The sequence below is a fragment of the Brachybacterium sp. p3-SID1565 genome (assembly GCF_025143785.1).
GTDB classification, from domain to species: domain Bacteria; phylum Actinomycetota; class Actinomycetes; order Actinomycetales; family Dermabacteraceae; genus Brachybacterium; species Brachybacterium epidermidis.
The window spans coordinates 18,230-34,034 of record NZ_JAMBDS010000010.1; the positions used below are offsets into that span (position 1 = coordinate 18,230).

The 15,805-nt window shown below is 70.5% G+C and carries 15 protein-coding genes and 2 tRNA genes; 8 read left to right on the forward strand and 9 right to left on the reverse strand.

Features of this window, described 5'->3' with window-relative positions; all coding sequences use genetic code 11:
* Window positions 1–205: 205 nt before the first annotated feature.
* From M4D54_RS04205 to M4D54_RS04215, 3 genes are all read right to left on the reverse strand, one after another.
* Window positions 206–1,321, reverse strand: coding sequence for a Gfo/Idh/MocA family protein (locus tag M4D54_RS04205; protein ID WP_228018764.1), 1,116 nt, complete (start codon window positions 1,319–1,321; stop codon window positions 206–208).
* A complete protein-coding gene (locus tag M4D54_RS04210; protein ID WP_193864977.1) occupies window positions 1,315–2,325 on the reverse strand; it encodes a Gfo/Idh/MocA family protein in 1,011 nt (336 codons plus the stop codon). Before M4D54_RS04210 ends, M4D54_RS04205 begins: the two co-directional genes overlap by 7 nt.
* 284 nt (window positions 2,326–2,609) lie before the next feature.
* Window positions 2,610–3,107 (reverse strand): flavodoxin domain-containing protein, encoded by a 498-nt coding sequence (locus M4D54_RS04215; protein ID WP_193864978.1) that lies wholly within the window; start codon window positions 3,105–3,107, stop codon window positions 2,610–2,612.
* Window positions 3,108–3,191: 84 nt separating this feature from the next.
* Between M4D54_RS04215 and M4D54_RS04220 the strand changes: the two genes are divergently transcribed.
* Together M4D54_RS04220 and M4D54_RS04225 are read left to right on the forward strand one after the other, a co-directional pair.
* A complete protein-coding gene (locus tag M4D54_RS04220) occupies window positions 3,192–3,611 on the forward strand; it encodes a MerR family transcriptional regulator (protein WP_228018765.1) in 420 nt (139 codons plus the stop codon).
* A gap of 307 nt (window positions 3,612–3,918) precedes the next feature.
* On the forward strand, window positions 3,919–5,490 hold the full coding sequence (locus M4D54_RS04225) for a SulP family inorganic anion transporter (RefSeq protein WP_259890409.1): 1,572 nt from the start codon (window positions 3,919–3,921) through the stop codon (window positions 5,488–5,490).
* A 786-nt stretch (window positions 5,491–6,276) separates the two neighbouring features.
* On the opposite strand, the gene M4D54_RS04230 is transcribed toward M4D54_RS04225, so the two are convergent.
* Window positions 6,277–7,128 (reverse strand): uroporphyrinogen-III synthase, encoded by an 852-nt coding sequence (locus tag M4D54_RS04230; RefSeq protein WP_193864980.1) that lies wholly within the window; start codon window positions 7,126–7,128, stop codon window positions 6,277–6,279.
* Window positions 7,129–7,419: 291 nt separating this feature from the next.
* On the opposite strand from M4D54_RS04230, the gene M4D54_RS04235 reads away from it, so the two are divergent.
* The 5 genes from M4D54_RS04235 to M4D54_RS04255 are packed head-to-tail and all read left to right on the forward strand — an operon-like array spanning window position 7,420 to window position 11,122.
* Window positions 7,420–7,674, forward strand: coding sequence for a hypothetical protein (locus tag M4D54_RS04235; protein ID WP_193864981.1), 255 nt, complete (start codon window positions 7,420–7,422; stop codon window positions 7,672–7,674).
* The gene (locus M4D54_RS04240) at window positions 7,671–8,960 is read left to right on the forward strand and encodes a cupin domain-containing protein (protein ID WP_193864982.1); all 1,290 of its coding nucleotides are present in this window, start codon (window positions 7,671–7,673) and stop codon (window positions 8,958–8,960) included. Before M4D54_RS04235 ends, M4D54_RS04240 begins: the two co-directional genes overlap by 4 nt.
* Entirely contained in the window at window positions 8,957–9,973 is a 1,017-nt protein-coding gene (locus M4D54_RS04245) for a sucrase ferredoxin (protein WP_311199676.1), read from the forward strand. The genes M4D54_RS04240 and M4D54_RS04245 overlap by 4 nt, the downstream gene beginning before the upstream one ends.
* 3 nt (window positions 9,974–9,976) lie before the next feature.
* Window positions 9,977–10,222 (forward strand): hypothetical protein, encoded by a 246-nt coding sequence (locus tag M4D54_RS04250; protein ID WP_193864983.1) that lies wholly within the window; start codon window positions 9,977–9,979, stop codon window positions 10,220–10,222.
* Between the two features lie 9 nt (window positions 10,223–10,231).
* Window positions 10,232–11,122 (forward strand): magnesium transporter CorA family protein, encoded by an 891-nt coding sequence (locus M4D54_RS04255; RefSeq protein WP_193864984.1) that lies wholly within the window; start codon window positions 10,232–10,234, stop codon window positions 11,120–11,122.
* A gap of 117 nt (window positions 11,123–11,239) precedes the next feature.
* Here the strand turns inward: M4D54_RS04255 and M4D54_RS04260 are convergent.
* The 3 genes from M4D54_RS04260 to M4D54_RS04270 all read right to left on the reverse strand — a co-directional run bounded on the left by M4D54_RS04260 (window position 11,240) and on the right by M4D54_RS04270 (window position 11,629).
* Window positions 11,240–11,312 (reverse strand) — tRNA-Ala (locus M4D54_RS04260).
* Window positions 11,313–11,346: 34 nt separating this feature from the next.
* Window positions 11,347–11,535: a DLW-39 family protein gene (locus tag M4D54_RS04265; protein WP_193864985.1), complete on the reverse strand. Its 189-nt coding sequence runs from the start codon at window positions 11,533–11,535 to the stop codon at window positions 11,347–11,349.
* 20 nt (window positions 11,536–11,555) lie between these two features.
* Window positions 11,556–11,629 (reverse strand) — tRNA-Ile (locus M4D54_RS04270).
* Window positions 11,630–11,833: 204 nt separating this feature from the next.
* Between M4D54_RS04270 and M4D54_RS04275 the strand changes: the two genes are divergently transcribed.
* Entirely contained in the window at window positions 11,834–12,307 is a 474-nt protein-coding gene (locus M4D54_RS04275; protein WP_193864986.1) for an aminoacyl-tRNA deacylase, read from the forward strand.
* 18 nt (window positions 12,308–12,325) lie between these two features.
* On the opposite strand, the gene M4D54_RS04280 is transcribed toward M4D54_RS04275, so the two are convergent.
* Together M4D54_RS04280 and gyrA are read right to left on the reverse strand one after the other, a co-directional pair.
* Complete coding sequence (locus M4D54_RS04280) at window positions 12,326–12,802, reverse strand: DUF3566 domain-containing protein (protein WP_259890416.1); 477 nt, start codon at window positions 12,800–12,802, stop codon at window positions 12,326–12,328.
* A gap of 3 nt (window positions 12,803–12,805) precedes the next feature.
* A complete protein-coding gene (gyrA, locus tag M4D54_RS04285) occupies window positions 12,806–15,763 on the reverse strand; it encodes a DNA gyrase subunit A (protein WP_193864987.1) in 2,958 nt (985 codons plus the stop codon).
* Between the last annotated feature and the right edge of the window lie 42 nt (window positions 15,764–15,805).

A 15,805-nucleotide genomic window follows, 5' to 3' on the forward strand; every position in this document is an offset into this window, starting at 1 on the left:
GTCAGGTCATCCTCGACGCGACCAGGCCGTTCCTGCGGCAGGGTTACCCCGGAGCGTAGGCGGGCACGAGGGGATGCGCCAGGGACGTCCGTCTCCCGGACTCGGATCGGCATGGTGGCCTCGTGCCTGGGACCGCAGGCGCTGCCTGCCGAGGATGCTGCTGCCTATGACGAGCAGCGGTTCAGTCCTTCTCGAGGGTGACCGGTCAGTCCTTCTCGAGGGTGACCGGCTGCCCGGTGCGCACCGACTCCTGCGCGGCGGCGACGATGCGCACGGTGCGCAGGCCCGTCTCCCCCGTCGGCTCCACGGCCTCGCCGGTGCGGACGGCATCGAGGAAAGCGTCGATCAGCAGGGCGTCGTAGTTCGGCCCGTAGGGATGCCATTGACCCTGGCCGCCGACGTGCTGGGCGAAGGCGTCGATGTGCATCTGCCCGCCGGTGCCCAGGGCCTGCAGGGTGAGCCCGCCCCAGGTGGGGGCGTCCTTGGGCTGGGACCAGGAGCAGTCGATGGTGGCGACCATGCCGGAGTCGTAGGTGAGGGTGACCAGGCCGCCGGTCTCCGCTCCCTCGCCGGCGGTGTCCGCCCACAGGATGCGGTTGGCCACGGCGTGGACGGTGCGGGGCAGGCCGAACATCGAGTCGAGGATCTCGGCCAGGTGCACCGTGTGGTCCACCAGCGCGCCACCGCCGGAGAGCTCGGTGTCGCTGAACCAGGCTCGACCACCGGGCAGCTTGCCGTTGTTGGTGCCGGTCAGGCCGACGATCTGGCCCAGCGCACCCTCGGCGACCGCGGTGCGCAGCTGCTCGACAGCGGGAGCGAAGTGCACGGGGAACGCGGTCATCAGCACCACCCCGGCCTCGCGGCACGCGTCCACCATGGCCTCGGCGTCGGCGACGGTGGTGGCCAGCGGCTTCTCGCACAGCACGTGCACGCCCCGGCGGGCGGCCTCCAGCACCTGATCGCGGTGGTGGGCGTTGGCGCTGGTGACGATGACGGCGTCGGGGCCGCCCGGCCAGGCGTTCCAGGCCTCCTCGTCGGAGGAGACCAGGCGGCCTCCGGGCCGGGTGCGGTACTCGCCGTATCCCTCCGGGTCCGAGACCACCAGGTCCACGTCCCCGCGAGCCTCCAGGGCGGCGGCGTACGCGTGGGCGTGGGTGTGGGCGATGCTAAGGATCGCGACCTTAAAGCGTCCGGCCTGGGGGCTCGTGGGGCCGGGCGAGGCGGCGTCGGCCGAGGTGGCGGCGTCGGGTGTGACGGCGCCGACGGGGGTTGTGGGGCCGGGCGAGGCGGCGTCGGTGTCATGGGCGTGGTCGTTCAGCATGGGATGCTCCGTCCGGTGCGCAGGGACTCGAGGGCGGCGCGGGAGACCTCCACGACGTAGGCGCCGTCGGCCGCGGAGACTCGCGTGGGGGCACCGCTGGTGATCGCGGCGGTGAACTCGAGGATCTCCTCGGTGTAGGGGCTGCGCATGGAGCTGACGTCGGGCAGGTACCCGCCGTCGCCCTGGCTGCGGGCCGAGGCCACCGCGTCCAGCTGCACGGCCGGGTCGCCGTCGGAGTCGTACTGGAGGCGGCCGGCGTCCCCGGCGATGTCGAAGGTGTAGCGGAAGGCGGTGCCGGGCGGCCCCCACAGGCCGCGGCAGTGGCTGATGGCGCCGCCGGTGTGGGTGAGCACCACGTGGCCGGTGCGCACCAGGTCGGGGCCCGTCCCCGCAAACTGCTGGGCATACACGCTGCTGACGGGCCCGGCGATCCAGATCGCCTGGTCCAGGTCGTGGATCATCTGGTCCATGATGATGCCGCCGGAGGCCTCGTCATCGGCGTACCAGTCCTGTCCCGGCGCCGCCCCGGTGCGCTCGTAGCGCAGCACTGCGGGGGTGCCGACGGCACCGTTCTCCACGGCCTTCTTCGCGGCGGCGTACTGGGGGAAGTAGCGCACCACGTGGGCGGGATACAGGTGGCGGCCTGCCCGCTCGGCGTGCTCGACGACGGCACGGGAGTCCTCCGCGGTCAGCGTCAGCGGCTTCTCGCACACGACGTCCACGCCCGCGTCCAGGGCGGCGTGGACGATCTCGGCGTGAGCCGGGGTGGGGGTGCACACGTCCGCCACGTCCACCGCGGCAAGCAGCTCGTCCAGGGTGCCGTGCACGGTGGCGCCGTACTGCTCGGCGAAGCGATCGGCCCCGGAGTGGCTGTAGCAGTGCAGGTCCACGCCGAGCTCGAGCCAGCCGGGTGCGTGCTGGTGGGAGATCCCACCGGTGCCGATGATGCCGACGCGCAGGGCGGCGGCTGGGCCTCTGCTCGGAGTCGGGTCCTGGTGGGGCATGTCATCTCTCCGTCGCGGGAGGGGTCGATGGGCTCGCCGGGGCCAGTCGGTGGCTGCAGGTCCGGTTCGGCGCCTGCTGCACGTCCGGTTCGGCGTCGCCATCGATCCTAGCCCGATCCGTGCACGTTCACGTTGACGTCGTCGCAGTTCATGTGCGGCAACCAGACCGGGGGCCGAGCTGGCCAGGTCAGCCTGCACGCAGCAGCCGGATCAATCCTTGCGCAGCAACCGAGTCAGCCCGCGAGCAGCAGCCTGGTCGGTTCGTGTCGTGCGCAGCGGCCGGGTCAGTTCTTGCGCAGAAGCGGGGCCAACTCCTGCGCCCAGTCGCGCACGGCGTCCAGATCGCGGAAATCTCCGGTGGGGGTGCGCATGGACTTCAGCAGCAGCAGCTCGTGCACGGGGATCTTGTCCATGATCACCCAGCCGGGGAAGTTCTTGACCGCCACCGGGGAGAAGCCCAGCATCTCCAGGAAGGCGTCGGCGGCCTTCTGGCGGCCGCCCTTGGCGGGATCGGCTGCGGAGCCGGAGCAGGTGAAGAAGGCCATGGGACGGGAGGACAGCTGCTCGCGGTGGGTCTTGGCCCAGTTCGTGGCGGGCTTCTCGGCGGCGTCGATGCGCACGCCGGTGCCGAGCACCACGGCGTCGTAGCGGGAGGGGTCGGGTCCCTCGTTCACGTCCACCACCTCGGTGGCGACGCCTGCGGCGGTCAGGGTCTCGGCGATGGTCTCGGCAAGCGTGAGGGTGGCGCCGGAGTGGGTGGCGTACGTGACGAGAACGGTCATGCGATCACTATCGCACCGGGGAGGGGCCGGGTCGAGGGACTCCGGGACGATCTGCGGCGCGCGGGCGTGCGGCACACTGGGCACATGAGCGGAGTGCGCGACGGCCAGGACCTGATGCACATCGGTGCTGTTGCCGAACGCACCGAGCTGAGCCTGCGCACGCTGCGTCACTACGACGAGATCGGCCTGGTGACCCCGTCGGCCCGCAGCGAGGGCGGGTTCCGCCTGTACACCGAGGCCGATGTGGAGCGGATCCTGCTGATCCGGCGGATGAAACCGCTCGGGTTCACCCTCCAGCAGATGCAGGAGCTGCTGGACATCACCGACGCCGTGACCGCGCCCGATACGACGAATGCGTCCGATTCCGCTGACGCACCTGCCGATGCAGTGGACCGCCTGCGCGCCTTCGAGGAGTCGGCGATCGAGCGACGCCGAGCCCTGGAGAAGCAGGTGGTCATGGCCGACGAGTTCCTGGCCCGACTGCGCGATCTGACCGGCCGCTGAGGCACCCCGCACGCCGAAGCACCCTGAGACGGACCCACATGCCGAAGCAGCCCCTGTGAGGCACGACGCACGCACAGTTCCCCAACCATGACGTAGCGTGAGGGTCGGCGTCGTGGCCCGTGGTCCGTCATGGCGCCGCGAGGCACAGCGCCGCCGATCTCCCGTCTGCCGATCTCCCGTCTGCAGATCTCCCGTCTGCAGGCCTCCGGCCGGACCGACAGGCCGGCCCGTCGGCCCGCACCCGTTGCCGCATCGCTGACGCAGCCCGACATCCCGAGCCCCCGCGCACGTCTCCCCGAGGACCCCTATGACCGCCTCCCCCACCACGCTCGATCCTGCCGCGCCCGACTCCGGAGCACCGCATCCGCAGCACTCCCAGCAGCAGCCCACCCGCGTTCGCGAGGTGCTGCGCGATCCTCGCCGACTGAAGACCGAGGTCCTCGCCGGGCTGGTGGTGGCCCTGGCCCTGATCCCCGAGGCGATCTCCTTCTCGATCCTGGCGGGCGTGGACCCGCGGCTGGGCCTGTTCGCCTCCTTCACCATGGCCGTGACCATCGCCTTCGTGGGAGGGCGCCCCGCGATGATCTCCGCGGCCACCGGTGCCGTGGCGCTGGTGATCGCTCCCGTCGCGGCCGAGCACGGGGTGGACCACCTGATCGCCACCGTGATCCTGGCCGGCCTGCTGCAGATCCTGCTGGCGGTGCTGGGGGTGGCGAAGCTGATGCGGTTCATCCCCCGCTCCGTGATGACCGGCTTCGTCAACGCCCTGGCGATCCTGATCTTCATCGCCCAGCTGCCGCACCTGATCGGCCCGGACCTGCCGTGGCTGGTGTACCCGCTGACGGCCGCGGGCCTGCTGATGCTGGTGGCCCTGCCCCGGCTCACCAAGGCCGTTCCCGCCCCGCTGATCGCGATCGTGGTGCTCACCGTGCTGGTGGTGGCGGCGGGATGGCGGGTGCCCGATGTGGGCAGCCAGGGCGAGCTGCCCGACTCCCTGCCCCAGCTGCTGATCCCGGATGTGCCCTTCACGCTGGAGACCCTGCGGATCATCGCCCCGTACGCCCTGGCCATGGCCATGGTGGGGCTGATGGAGTCGCTGCTGACCGCGAAGCTGGTGGACGACATCACCGACACCCACTCCGACAAGACCCGCGAGAGCTGGGGCCAGGGCGTGGCCAACGTGGTCACCGGCTTCTTCGGCGGCATGGGCGGCTGCGCCATGATCGGCCAGACCATGATCAACGTGAAGGAGTCCGGCGCCCGCACGCGGCTGTCCACCTTCCTGGCCGGCGTGTTCCTGCTGATCCTGGTGGTGGCCCTCGGCGACATCGTGGGCCTGATCCCGATGGCCGCACTGGTGGCCGTGATGATCATGGTCTCGGTGGGCACCTTCGACTGGCACAGCATCCGCCCCTCCACGCTGCGACGCATGCCGCTGTCGGAGACGGCCGTCATGGCCACCACCGTGATCGCGACCGTGGTCACCGACAACCTCGCGATCGGCGTGGTGCTGGGCGTGGTGTGCGCGATGGTCATGTTCGCCCGGCGGGTGGCGCACCTGACCCGCATCGAGAAGGTGTGGGAGACCGATGTGGACGGCGACGGCAGCGTGGACATCCGCCGCTACCGGGTGATCGGCCAGCTGTTCTTCGCCTCGAGCAACGACCTGGTGTACCAGTTCGACTACGCCGGCGACCCGGAGACGGTCATCATCGACCTCACCGACGCCGACGTGTGGGACGCCTCCACGGTGGCCTCCCTGGACGCGGTGCAGTCGAAGTACGCCGCCCGCGGCAAGGAGGCCCGCATCATCGGCCTCGAGGGTGCCGGTGCCGAGCGCCTGGAGCGCCTCTCGGGGAACCTCGGGCAGGGGCACTGACAGTAGGGGCGGACGCAGACGCTCAGAGCAAGGAGGCGTACAGCTCGCGGATCTCGTCACGGGTGGCGGGCCGCGGGTTGCCCGGGGTGCACACGTCGGCGAAGGCGTCGCTTCGTGTAGCCGCGGCGGCGCAGCTCGGGCACCGGTTCCTGCACGGCGCCTCGACCGAGGTAGCCAGTCTGGTTGAAGATCACGCGATAGGCCATGGGAGATGGGTTCTCTCGTGATCCGCTCGCGGGCAGCGGCCTGGGGTGGGGCGCGCCGACGGAGCGGTCTTGGCCAGAGCGGTCTCCGCCGCGTGTCAATCGAATTACAGACAGTCTCCCCCGGAGCGGCGCCATGCAGCGGGGGCTTACGTCCTGTTCGCGCCGGATTCATCCGATGCCTTCCCGCCAGGGTGGCGCTGGGTGCACGCCGCGTCAGGGCGTACGCGCGGTCATCGACCCCACTCCCGGGAACGGGATCGCTCTGTCGGGCGCCGCAGATCGTTTTCCAACCATGGGATGCCCGGGGGCGTTGAGTGCGCATAGGCGCAGGTCATAGGAAAGAGTGAGGGAGCAGCGACGGTTCTGCCGGCCCGCCGACGGCACCGCCGGAGCGATCTCCGTGCTCCTGAGACCCGCGCGCGTCTGAGAACCAATCCTGGTTCTCAGACGCGCTCCGCTCTCAGGTCCTCCGCACGAGCCCCGGGCTCGCTGGCGCCTGGACATCGATCTTTGACCCGCGGTCCACGACCTACGACCCACGATCCTCGACCCCCGATCCTCGGCACTCGACCTCGGAGGGTCAGCTGCGGGGCTGCTGCCCGTAGTGCTGCACGATGGCCTTGACCATCGACCCCAGGCGCATCCGCTCCGGCTGCAGCACGGGGATGTCCTGGTCCTCGTACGGTCCCGCGTTGACCGGGCCCACCACCGCCAGCACCAGGTCGCCGGCCTGCGCTCGCTCACGGATACCGTCCAGCACGCCCTCCTCGCGGGCCACCTCCAACCAGCGGGCAGCACCCGGCGCGGCGGTGGAGACCACGGCGTCGATCCGGCCGGTCGCGGCGTCGTGCACGGAGCGGCGCACGGCCTCGGGGTCGCGAGGAGGGCCCCACCGGTACACCGTCAGGCTCGCCACCTCAGCACCCATCTCGTCCAACAGCTCGTCGAGCCCGTCGGCCCCCGAACCGTGATGCTGCACCGCCACCCGCCGCCCGGCGACATCCATGGTGCGCAGGTGGTCGGCGACTTCCGCGGCGGTCTCCGACTCGGCCACCCAGTGGGCGGTCAGGCCCGCCTGCTGGATCGCGCCGCGCCCCTTGGGGCCGCGCGCCAGGATCGTGGCACCGGACAGTGCTTCGCGCAGCTGCTCGGCGATCCCGGAGGCAGTGGCCGCCTCGAACCAGCCGCGCATCCCGATGCCGGTGGTGATCACCAGCAGCTCGGGTGGATCGGCGATCAGCTCCCGGGTGCGGGACAGCAGGGCCTCGTCGTCCACGTGCGGGATGTTGGTCAGGGCTGCGGCCACCGACACCTCGGCGCCGTGCCGTTCGAGAGCGGCCGCCAGTTCCTCCGTGCGGCGGTCCACCGCCAGCACGATACGGCGGCCGTCGAGGGCGTCGGAGAGACGGTGCGCGTCCGGAGAGGTGGTCATGACCTCAGGGTACGGAGGAAACGGGCCGGCGTCCGCAGGGAACTGGCCGGGGGCGGCAGGGAACGGGCCGGCGTCCGCAGGGAACGGGCCGGTGGCGGCAGGAGACTGGGCGCTGACCGCAGGGAACGGGCCGGCGGCATTGAAACGATCGGTCCGCGCGGTTCCGTCCGTCGGCCCGGACCGATAGCCTCCTGTGAGGCGGGTCACCGGGTACCCGGTGATGATCGGCCATGGCCGGCGCACCGGTCGGCCGAACGGCCCGCCCTCCATGTCCCCGATTGAGGAGGAAGCATGACCGACACGACGAAGGATCCCCTGGAGAACGAGAACGAGGGCCCGGCCGACGGCGGAGCCGCCGGCGTTCCCGGTGTGCAGGACGGCGGTGCCGACGGCGGCGCGGAGGGCCCTGCGGACGGTGGCGCCTCGGGCGTTCCCGGCGTGCAGGACGGTGGCGCTGACGGCGGTGCTGAGGGTCCGGCCGACGGCGGTGCCTCCGGCGTCCCCGGCCAGCAGGACGGCGGCGCCGACGGTGGAGCTGATCGGTGACCACCTGTCCTTCGACCGATGACCAGCACCCCGGTTCCCGTGACGGGGCCGGGGTGCTGGCCTCGCGCCTGATCGACGTCGGCCGCGAGGAGTTCGCCGCCGAGGTGTGGGGGCGCAAGGCTCTGCTGACGCGGGGAGCGAGCGATTTCTCCGACCTGTTCTCCTCCGCCGCGGTCGACGAGCTGATCTCCCGCCGCGGTCTGCGCTCGCCGTTCCTGCGCGTCGCGAAGGACGGGGCGACGCTGCCGGTGTCCTCCTTCACGTCTGGCGCCGGTGTGGGTGCCACGATCGGCGACCAGCTGGATGACACCGCTCTGTGGCGGCACTTCCGTGATGGCGCCACCCTGGTGCTGCAGGCCCTGCAGCGCACCTGGGAGCCACTCGCTGCCTTCACTGCCGATCTCGCCGACGAGCTGGGCAATCCTGTGCAGGCCAATGCCTACATCACGCCCCCGCAGAATCAGGGCTTCGACGACCACTACGACGTGCACGACGTGTTCGTGCTGCAGATCGAGGGCACCAAGCGATGGGTGCTGCGCCCTCCCGTGCTGGAGGCACCCCTGCGGGACCAGCCCTGGACCGACCGCCGGGACGCGGTCGCCGAGGCCGCCGCCAAGGAGCCGTACATCGACGCGGTGCTCGAACCCGGGGACGCCCTCTACCTGCCGCGGGGCTGGCTGCATTCGGCCACAGCGCAGGGCGAGGTCTCCATCCACGTGACCCTCGGCATCCATAACTGGACCCGGTACGCCGTGGCCGAGGAGGTCACCCAGTCCGTACTGGCGCTTCTGCGGGAGGATCCGCAGATGCGGCAGAGCCTCCCGCTGGGGTCCGACGGGCCCGACAGGGAGGTGCTGGACCTGGTGCGGGAGAAGATCGCGGCCGTTCTCGACGATGCTGACCCCTCCGCCGGCCTGGCCCGCACCCGTCGGGGGCAGGCACGCCCGGCACCATTGGGACCGCTCGCACAGCTCGCCGCCCTGCGGGGCCTGCAAGCCCACACAGACGATGCAGACGATGCAGGATCGTCCCGGTTCGTGCTGCGCGGCCACCTGGATGCGCGGCTGGACGGATCTCGCTTGTGGACGCGGGTGGGCTGGCTGGACTTCACCGAGGAGGAGCTCGCGCACGTGAAGGCGGCGCTGGCCGGTGACTCGATCACCGCGGGCCAGGCCGGTCGTGAGCTGGTGGAGCGCCTGGTGCGTTCCGGCGTGCTGGTGCCGGCCGATGCTGTCCCCGCGGAAGTGCGCCCCGGGGTCGGTACACCTTCCGGCACTGAGACGTGACCCCTCTGCCACCACAGCACGCATTCCGCTGCGCCGATGCCGCCCGGGAGCGCGGTGACGGAATCGCCGGCACCGCGCCCCGCGGCACGTACTGGGTGCTGGTCGAGCATCGCGGGGGCTGGCCACCCAACGGCTTCGACGGCCTGGATCTCGATGCTGAGGTGTACGCACAGGTGTTCGCGGCAGCGCAGGCGCTGCGGGCCCGTATCCTGCTGATCCGTCGGCACGGGCGGCGCTCCCGGGCCGCCTCGGGCCGCTGGGGCGTGATGCACCTGGCCGGGCCTGGGGACCTGCGGCAGATCTGGGGCCGCTGGCGGCACGATGAGGACCTGCGGGTTATCCCGGAAGCCCTGACGGAGCTGGCTGATCCGGCGAACGCGGGCCGGCTCAGCGGGGATCCGGTGCTGCTGGTGTGCGCTCATGGTCAGCACGACGTGTGCTGTGCGGTGCGCGGGCGGCCCGTCGCGGCGGCCCTGGCCGCGCGGTGGCCGGAGTCGGTCTGGGAGTGCTCGCACGTGGGTGGCGACAGGTTCGCGGCGAACGTTCTGGTGGTGCCCGACGGCGTGTACTACGGCAACCTCGAGGCCGACAGCACTGTCGCTGTGATCAAGGACCACATGTGGGGGCTCATCGGGGCCGAGCACCTGCGGGGGTACACGGACCTGGCACCGGTGGAGCAAGTGGCAGTCAGTGCCGCCCTCGAGCACTGGGGCCCGGCCGGCCGCTTCGACCACCGCATCGACTCCGCCGCGTTCGAGGACGGCCGGTGGCGGGTGCGAGTACGTCGCCTGCGCTCAGGGGCGGGAACTAAGGTCCGGGCTGCGGGCGCAGAAGATCGGCAGGAGCTCGCTGCCCAGCAGCTGCTCGAGGTGGAGCTCAGCGCCTCGCGCACCGAGCCTCGCCAGCTCACCTGCCGCGGGCTGCAGAAAGCGGTCGCGGCCGCGTTCACCGTGGAGCACGTCCGGGAGCTGCTCGGACCCTCGCCAGGGACCACCCCACGTTCTACGATGTAGCTCATGGCCGAGATCGCGATCCGTGCGCTCAAGCAGAAAGCCTCCGCCGTCGCGGCAGAGGCACGGGCGGGCACCGGGCTGCTGGATCCAGTGGCGCTGCGGTCCCTCGACGCGTCCCATCTCGCCACCGCTCTCGAACTGGGGGACGACGTCGATGGCCTGGCCACCGACGACGACCGGATGGCAGAAGCCGCGCAGGACCTTGGCATCACCGTCCTCGCGCCCGGTTCGGCCTCGCAGCAGGTCTAGCGTGCACCCATGCAGATCCTTCAGGACGACGACACCAGGACCGCTCAGGACGGCGAGTTCATCGCGCTCTCCCGCGGATTCGACACACGACTGACAGCCTGGGCGGCCGGGCAGCTGGATCTCGCGGACTCGATCCGCGCCCACACCCGGCACGGGCGCACCCCGCGCCGGCCCGCCCTGAGCATCGGGGAAGCCTCCGCGCATCTGCTCCTGTTCACCTTCAGAGCCGACAGCGATCCGTCACCGATCCATCTGCTGGTGGCGCGCGACGGGATGCTGATCGTCGCCGACGGTGATGACCTCGACCGCATCAGGGACCGCCTCCACGCGCCGAGCACCTCACCGAGCCCCGACCTGTGGGCGATCGTGATCGACCTCGTGCACCAGTTGGCTCTCCACACCCAGGACGTCCTGGACGACATGGTCGAGCGGAGCCGGCGGCTCGAGGTGCGAGCAGCCGGCTTCACCTCCGCGCCGGAGCGCAAGGCCATCGCCGAGCTGCGCAACCACCTGTTCTCCATCCAGGAGATCTCCGATACCCAGCACCGCCTGATGGCACCGGACGGGGACCTGGCGCAGTGCCTCTCGTCCGGCCAACGTCGTCAGCTCCGTCGCAGTGCGAACGCCGTGGACGCCGTGCGCTCTCGAGCCACCCAGCAGTACGCCCGCCTGGGCGACGTGCTCCAGCAGCAGGGGACGATCATCAGCGAGCGCCTCACCTTCGTGGCCACGATCTTCCTGCCCCTGAACCTGGCCGCGGGATTCTTCGGCACGAACTTCGGCTGGCTGGTGGACAGGATCGGCTCCCTCAGCGCTTTCCTCGCTCTCGGCGTGGCCCTGCCGCTGCTGCTGGTCCTGGTGACCATCGTGCTCACCCACCGGGTGGCGCGCTCGTCCTGAGAACGGGACGGCGACCCGTCATCGCAGCTGTGGGCAGGGCTCGCACTCCGGCGAACGGCTGATCACACGTCAGAGGCCCCCTCCCTGACGGGAGAGGGCCTCTGACGTGCTGCTTTGTGGAGACTAGGGGGGTCGAACCCCTGACCTGAAGCTTGCAAAGCTACCGCTCTACCAACTGAGCTAAGTCCCCGGGTGCGCCGGTGGCGCGGGATCGATTGTAGACCTCACACCCGCTGCGCGGGAACAGGCTGGGCCTTGGGGGCGGCCTGTGCCTGGTCCTGCTCGGCGGAGATGGCCTCGGCCTCGTTCCACAGGTCGTTGCGGAGCCGATCCGATTCCACCTTGCGCCAGACGAGAACGCCGGCGACGGTGCTGCTGATCAGGACTGCTGCGATCTGCGCGAACTTCTTCACGAGTCCTCCGATCCTCGAAGTGGGCCTAACTGGACTTGAACCAGTGACCTCTGTCTTATCAGGACAGCGCTCTAACCGACTGAGCTATAGGCCCATGATGGCGATCCCTGCACGGTACTTCAAGGCGGGCCCGGAGAACCGTGCGGCGGCGTGCCACCGACGCACTACGCTACAGCCCCTCCCGCCTCCACGTCCAACCGGCCCGGATGGTTGTACGGGAGGTCACAGCGGGCCCCGTCCCCCGGTCTCGGTTCGATCGCCGGCCCCTCGTGACCAGATCCGCCCCTATGGTGAGGCCATGAGCGAGCATCGTGCCATCACCGCCCTGGAGTCCCTGGGACTGGACCACACCGTCACTCGCCACGACCGAGTCTCCTCCCTGGCCGAGGCCGCTGCTGCCCGCGGCCTCCAGCCCCGCGACCTGATCAAGACCCTGGTGGTGCGCCGCGCCGAGGGCGACTTCCTCTTCGTGCTGGTGCCCGGTGACCGGGAGATCTCCTGGCCGAAGCTGCGCTCCCTGCTGGGCGTGAACCGCCTGTCGATGCCGGACAAGGACGTGGCCATGCAGGCCACCGGCTACGAGCGCGGCACCATCACGCCCTTCGGCTCCACCACCGCCTGGCCTGTCATCGCCGATGCCTCCCTGGTCGGGGACCCGGATCGCGAGATCTCCCTGGGCGCCGGAGCGCACGGCGTGGCCGTCACGGTGAACGCCGAGGCCACCCTCGAAGCGCTGACCGCGCAGGTCGCGGACGTCACCGAACTGCACTGAGGGCCACAGACCCCGGTCTCACTCGTCGGTGAAGGTGAGCTTCAGCCCGCCCAGCAGTGCCGCCACCAGGTTGTACAGGAACGCCAGCAGGGTGCCCAGCGCCGTGATCAGCACAACGTTCACCACGGCCACCACGGTGCCGTAGCTGACCATCTTCGAGAAGCTGAAGAAATCCATGAAGGGCAGCGGGTCGCCACCGTTGAGGTCACGTCCCAGCTGGTCGATCTGATTCCACAGGCCGATGGCATCCACCAGGTTCCACAGCAGTGCCACGGCTACGACGGTGGAGATGCCGATCGCGATCGCGATCAGGAACGACAGCTTCATCACCGAGAACGGGTCCAGCCGCGCCAGGGTGAGGCGCACGCGCCGCGGCCCGCGCCGCTCGCGCTCGTTGGCGCTGCCGACCGAGGCCGACTTCACGGGGCTGCGGCTGGCGCCCTTGGAGGAGCCGCCGGACGACGCCGAATCGCGCTGTGCGTTGCTCGTGGTCACGGGTCACTCCTCGGTCTGGGTGTCGTCGTCGGACGACGGGTCGGACGGCTCCGAGCCTAGATCATCGCCGCCGTCGACCGTCCCCTGCGACGCGTCCGCGGGCGAAGCCTCCACAGGATCTGCGGAACCGGCCTCGCCATCGGGATCGGCCGGAAGGTCCTCCCGGGCGGCCTCTGTGGCGGTCTCGGTCCCCTCCATCGCCTCGGCGATCGCGGCCTCACCAGCGGCGGCCTGTGACTCAGCGCCCTCAGCGGCCTCCATCTCCTCGTCCACCTCGGCCTCGGAGGTGGTGGTCACCAGGATGATGTGGTCGCCCTTGTCGGGCTTGGCGAACACCACGCCCATGGTGGTGCGGCCCTTGGCGGGCACGCCGTCCACGCGCGAGCGCACCACCTTGCCCCGCTCCATCACCACCAGCAGCTCGTCGCTCTCCTGCACAACGGCCGCACCGACCAGGTGGCCGCGGTCGTCCGGCAGCTTCGCCACCCGGATGCCCAGGCCGCCGCGACCCTGCAGGCGGTACTCGTCGATGCTGGTGCGCTTGGCGAAGCCGCCGTCGGTCACGGTGACCACGAAGGTGCCCGGCCGCACCACGTCCATGGCCAGCAGCTCGTCCTGGTTGCGGAACTTCATGCCGGTCACACCGGAGGTGGCGCGGCCCATGGGGCGCAGCACGTCGTCGGCGGCGGGGAAGCGCACAGACTGGCCGTTGCGGGAGACCATCAGCAGGTGGTCGTCGCTGTTGACGGCACGGGCCGCGATCACGCGGTCCTGACGGGGCCCGTCGGGGCCATCCACCTCGCGCAGGTTGATGGCGATGATGCCGCCGGTGCGGTTGGAGTCGAAGGCCGACAGCGGGGTCTTCTTCACCAGGCCCGAGCGGGTGGCCAGCACCAGGAACTCGGCGTCCTCGTAGGTGTCCAGGGACAGCACCGAGGCGATCCGCTCCTCCGGCTGGAAGGCCATCAGGTTCGCCACGTGCTGGCCCTTCGCATCGCGCGGCGCCTCAGGGATCTCGTAGCCCTTGGAGCGGTACACGCGGCCCTGGTTGGTGAAGAACAGCAGCCAGCGGTGGGTGGTGGTGGTGAAGAAGTGCTCCACCACGTCGTCGGCCCGCAGCGCCGCCCCGCGCACGCCCTTGCCGCCGCGCTTCTGCGCCCGGTACTGGTCGGTGCGGGTGCGCTTGACGTAGCCGCCCTTGGTGATGGTGACGACCACGTCCTCCTCCGGGATCAGGTCCTCCATCGACATGTCCGAGTCGAAGGGCAGGATCTGGGTGCGGCGGTCGTCGCCGTACTTCTCCACGATCTCGGCGAGCTCCTCGGAGACGATGCTGCGCTGCCGGGCCGGATCGGCCAGGATCGCCTTGTACTCCTCGATCATCGCCTGCAGGCGGTCGTGCTCGTCGATGATCTTCTGGCGCTCCAGGGCGGCCAGGCGGCGAAGCTGCATCGCCAGGATGGCGTTGGCCTGGATCTCGTCGATCTCCAGCAGCTCCATCAGTCCCTCGCGGGCCTGGTCGGCATCCGGGGAACGCCGGATCAGGGCGATCACCTCGTCCAGCGCGTCCAGCGCCTTGAGGTAGCCGCGGTAGATGTGGATCTGCTCCTCGGCCTTGCGCAGGCGGTACTGGGTGCGCCGCACGATCACGTCGATCTGGTGGCGGGTCCACTCGCGCACGAACGAGTCGATCGACAGGGTGCGCGGCACCCCACCGGCCAGGGCCAGCATGTTGGCGGAAAAGTTCTCCTGCAGCTGGGTGTGCTTGTAGAGGTTGTTGAGCACCACCTTGGCCACGGCGTCCCGCTTGAGGGTGAGCACCAGGCGCTGGCCGGTGCGGCCGGAGGTCTCGTCGGTGATGTCGGCGACGCCCTGCACCTTGCCCAGCTTGACCAGCTCGGCGATCTTGCGGGCCAGGGTGTCGGGGTTGACCTGGTAAGGCAGCTCGGTGACCACCAGGGCCATCCGCCCGCCCACCTCCTCGGTGTTGACCACGGCGCGCTGAGTGATGGAGCCGCGGCCGGTGCGGTAGGCCTCCTCGATGCCCTTGGTGCCCACGATGGTGGCGCCGGTGGGGAAGTCGGGGCCCTTGATGAACCGCAGGCAGGCCTCCAGCAGCTCGGGCTTGGTGGCCTCGGGGTTCTGCAGCAGCCACTGCACGGCCCCTGCGACCTCGCGCAGGTTGTGCGGGGGGATGTTGGTGGCCATGCCCACGGCGATCCCCGAGGAGCCGTTGACCAGCAGGTTCGGGAAGCGGGCCGGCAGGATCGACGGCTCCTGGATGGTGTTGTCGTAGTTGCCGACGGTGTCGACGGTCTCCTGCTCGATGTCCCGCACCAGCTCCAGGGCCAGCGGTGCCATCTTGCACTCGGTGTACCTCGGGGCGGCCGCGCCGTCGTCACCGGCGGAGCCGAAGTTGCCCTGCCCCAGGATCAGTGGGTACCGCATGGACCACGGCTGGACCAGGCGCACCATCGCGTCGTAGATCGCCGAGTCGCCGTGGGGGTGGTAGTTGCCCATCACCTCGCCGACGACCTTCGCGCACTTGGAGAAGGAGCGGTCGGGGCGGTAGCCGCCGTCGTACATCGCGTAGACGATGCGGCGGTGGACGGGCTTGAGTCCGTCACGCACGTCCGGCAGGGCGCGGCCGACGATCACGCTCATCGCGTAGTCGAGGTAGGAGCGCTGCATCTCCTGGTTGAGGTCGACCTGGCTGATCTTGTCGACCTCGCTCTCGTCCAGCGGGTCCACCAGCGTCACGGTGCGATCGACGGCCTCGGAGGCGGTGACCTGGGTGGTGCCCTCGGGGGCGACCTGGCCGGCCGGTGCGCCCTCCAGCAGGACGTCATCGGCGCCGGACGGGGTGCCCGTCGGCTCGGGGCCGGTCCCACCGGCGCCCTGGTCGGCGGGCAGGCCGCTGTTCTCCTCGGGGGTGGTGGGGTCGTTCGGGATGTCGCTCATGCGGGAAGGACCTTTCGCGTCGGATCCAGAGGGATCCACGGG

Bases quoted from the DNA above. Each gene is read 5' to 3' on its own strand.
- M4D54_RS04205 (WP_228018764.1), bottom strand. From the start codon at position 1,321: ATGCTGAACGACCACGCCCATGACACCGACGCCGCCTCGCCCGGCCCC.
- M4D54_RS04215 (WP_193864978.1), bottom strand. From the start codon at position 3,107: ATGACCGTTCTCGTCACGTACGCCACCCACTCCGGCGCCACCCTCACG.
- M4D54_RS04255 (WP_193864984.1), top strand. From the start codon at position 10,232: ATGCAGATCCTTCAGGACGACGACACCAGGACCGCTCAGGACGGCGAG.
- gyrA (WP_193864987.1), bottom strand. From the start codon at position 15,763: ATGAGCGACATCCCGAACGACCCCACCACCCCCGAGGAGAACAGCGGC.
- M4D54_RS04275 (WP_193864986.1), top strand. From the start codon at position 11,834: ATGAGCGAGCATCGTGCCATCACCGCCCTGGAGTCCCTGGGACTGGAC.
- M4D54_RS04235 (WP_193864981.1), top strand. From the start codon at position 7,420: ATGACCGACACGACGAAGGATCCCCTGGAGAACGAGAACGAGGGCCCG.
- M4D54_RS04210 (WP_193864977.1), bottom strand. From the start codon at position 2,325: ATGCCCCACCAGGACCCGACTCCGAGCAGAGGCCCAGCCGCCGCCCTG.
- M4D54_RS04220 (WP_228018765.1), top strand. From the start codon at position 3,192: ATGAGCGGAGTGCGCGACGGCCAGGACCTGATGCACATCGGTGCTGTT.
- M4D54_RS04230 (WP_193864980.1), bottom strand. From the start codon at position 7,128: ATGACCACCTCTCCGGACGCGCACCGTCTCTCCGACGCCCTCGACGGC.
- M4D54_RS04225 (WP_259890409.1), top strand. From the start codon at position 3,919: ATGACCGCCTCCCCCACCACGCTCGATCCTGCCGCGCCCGACTCCGGA.
- M4D54_RS04250 (WP_193864983.1), top strand. From the start codon at position 9,977: ATGGCCGAGATCGCGATCCGTGCGCTCAAGCAGAAAGCCTCCGCCGTC.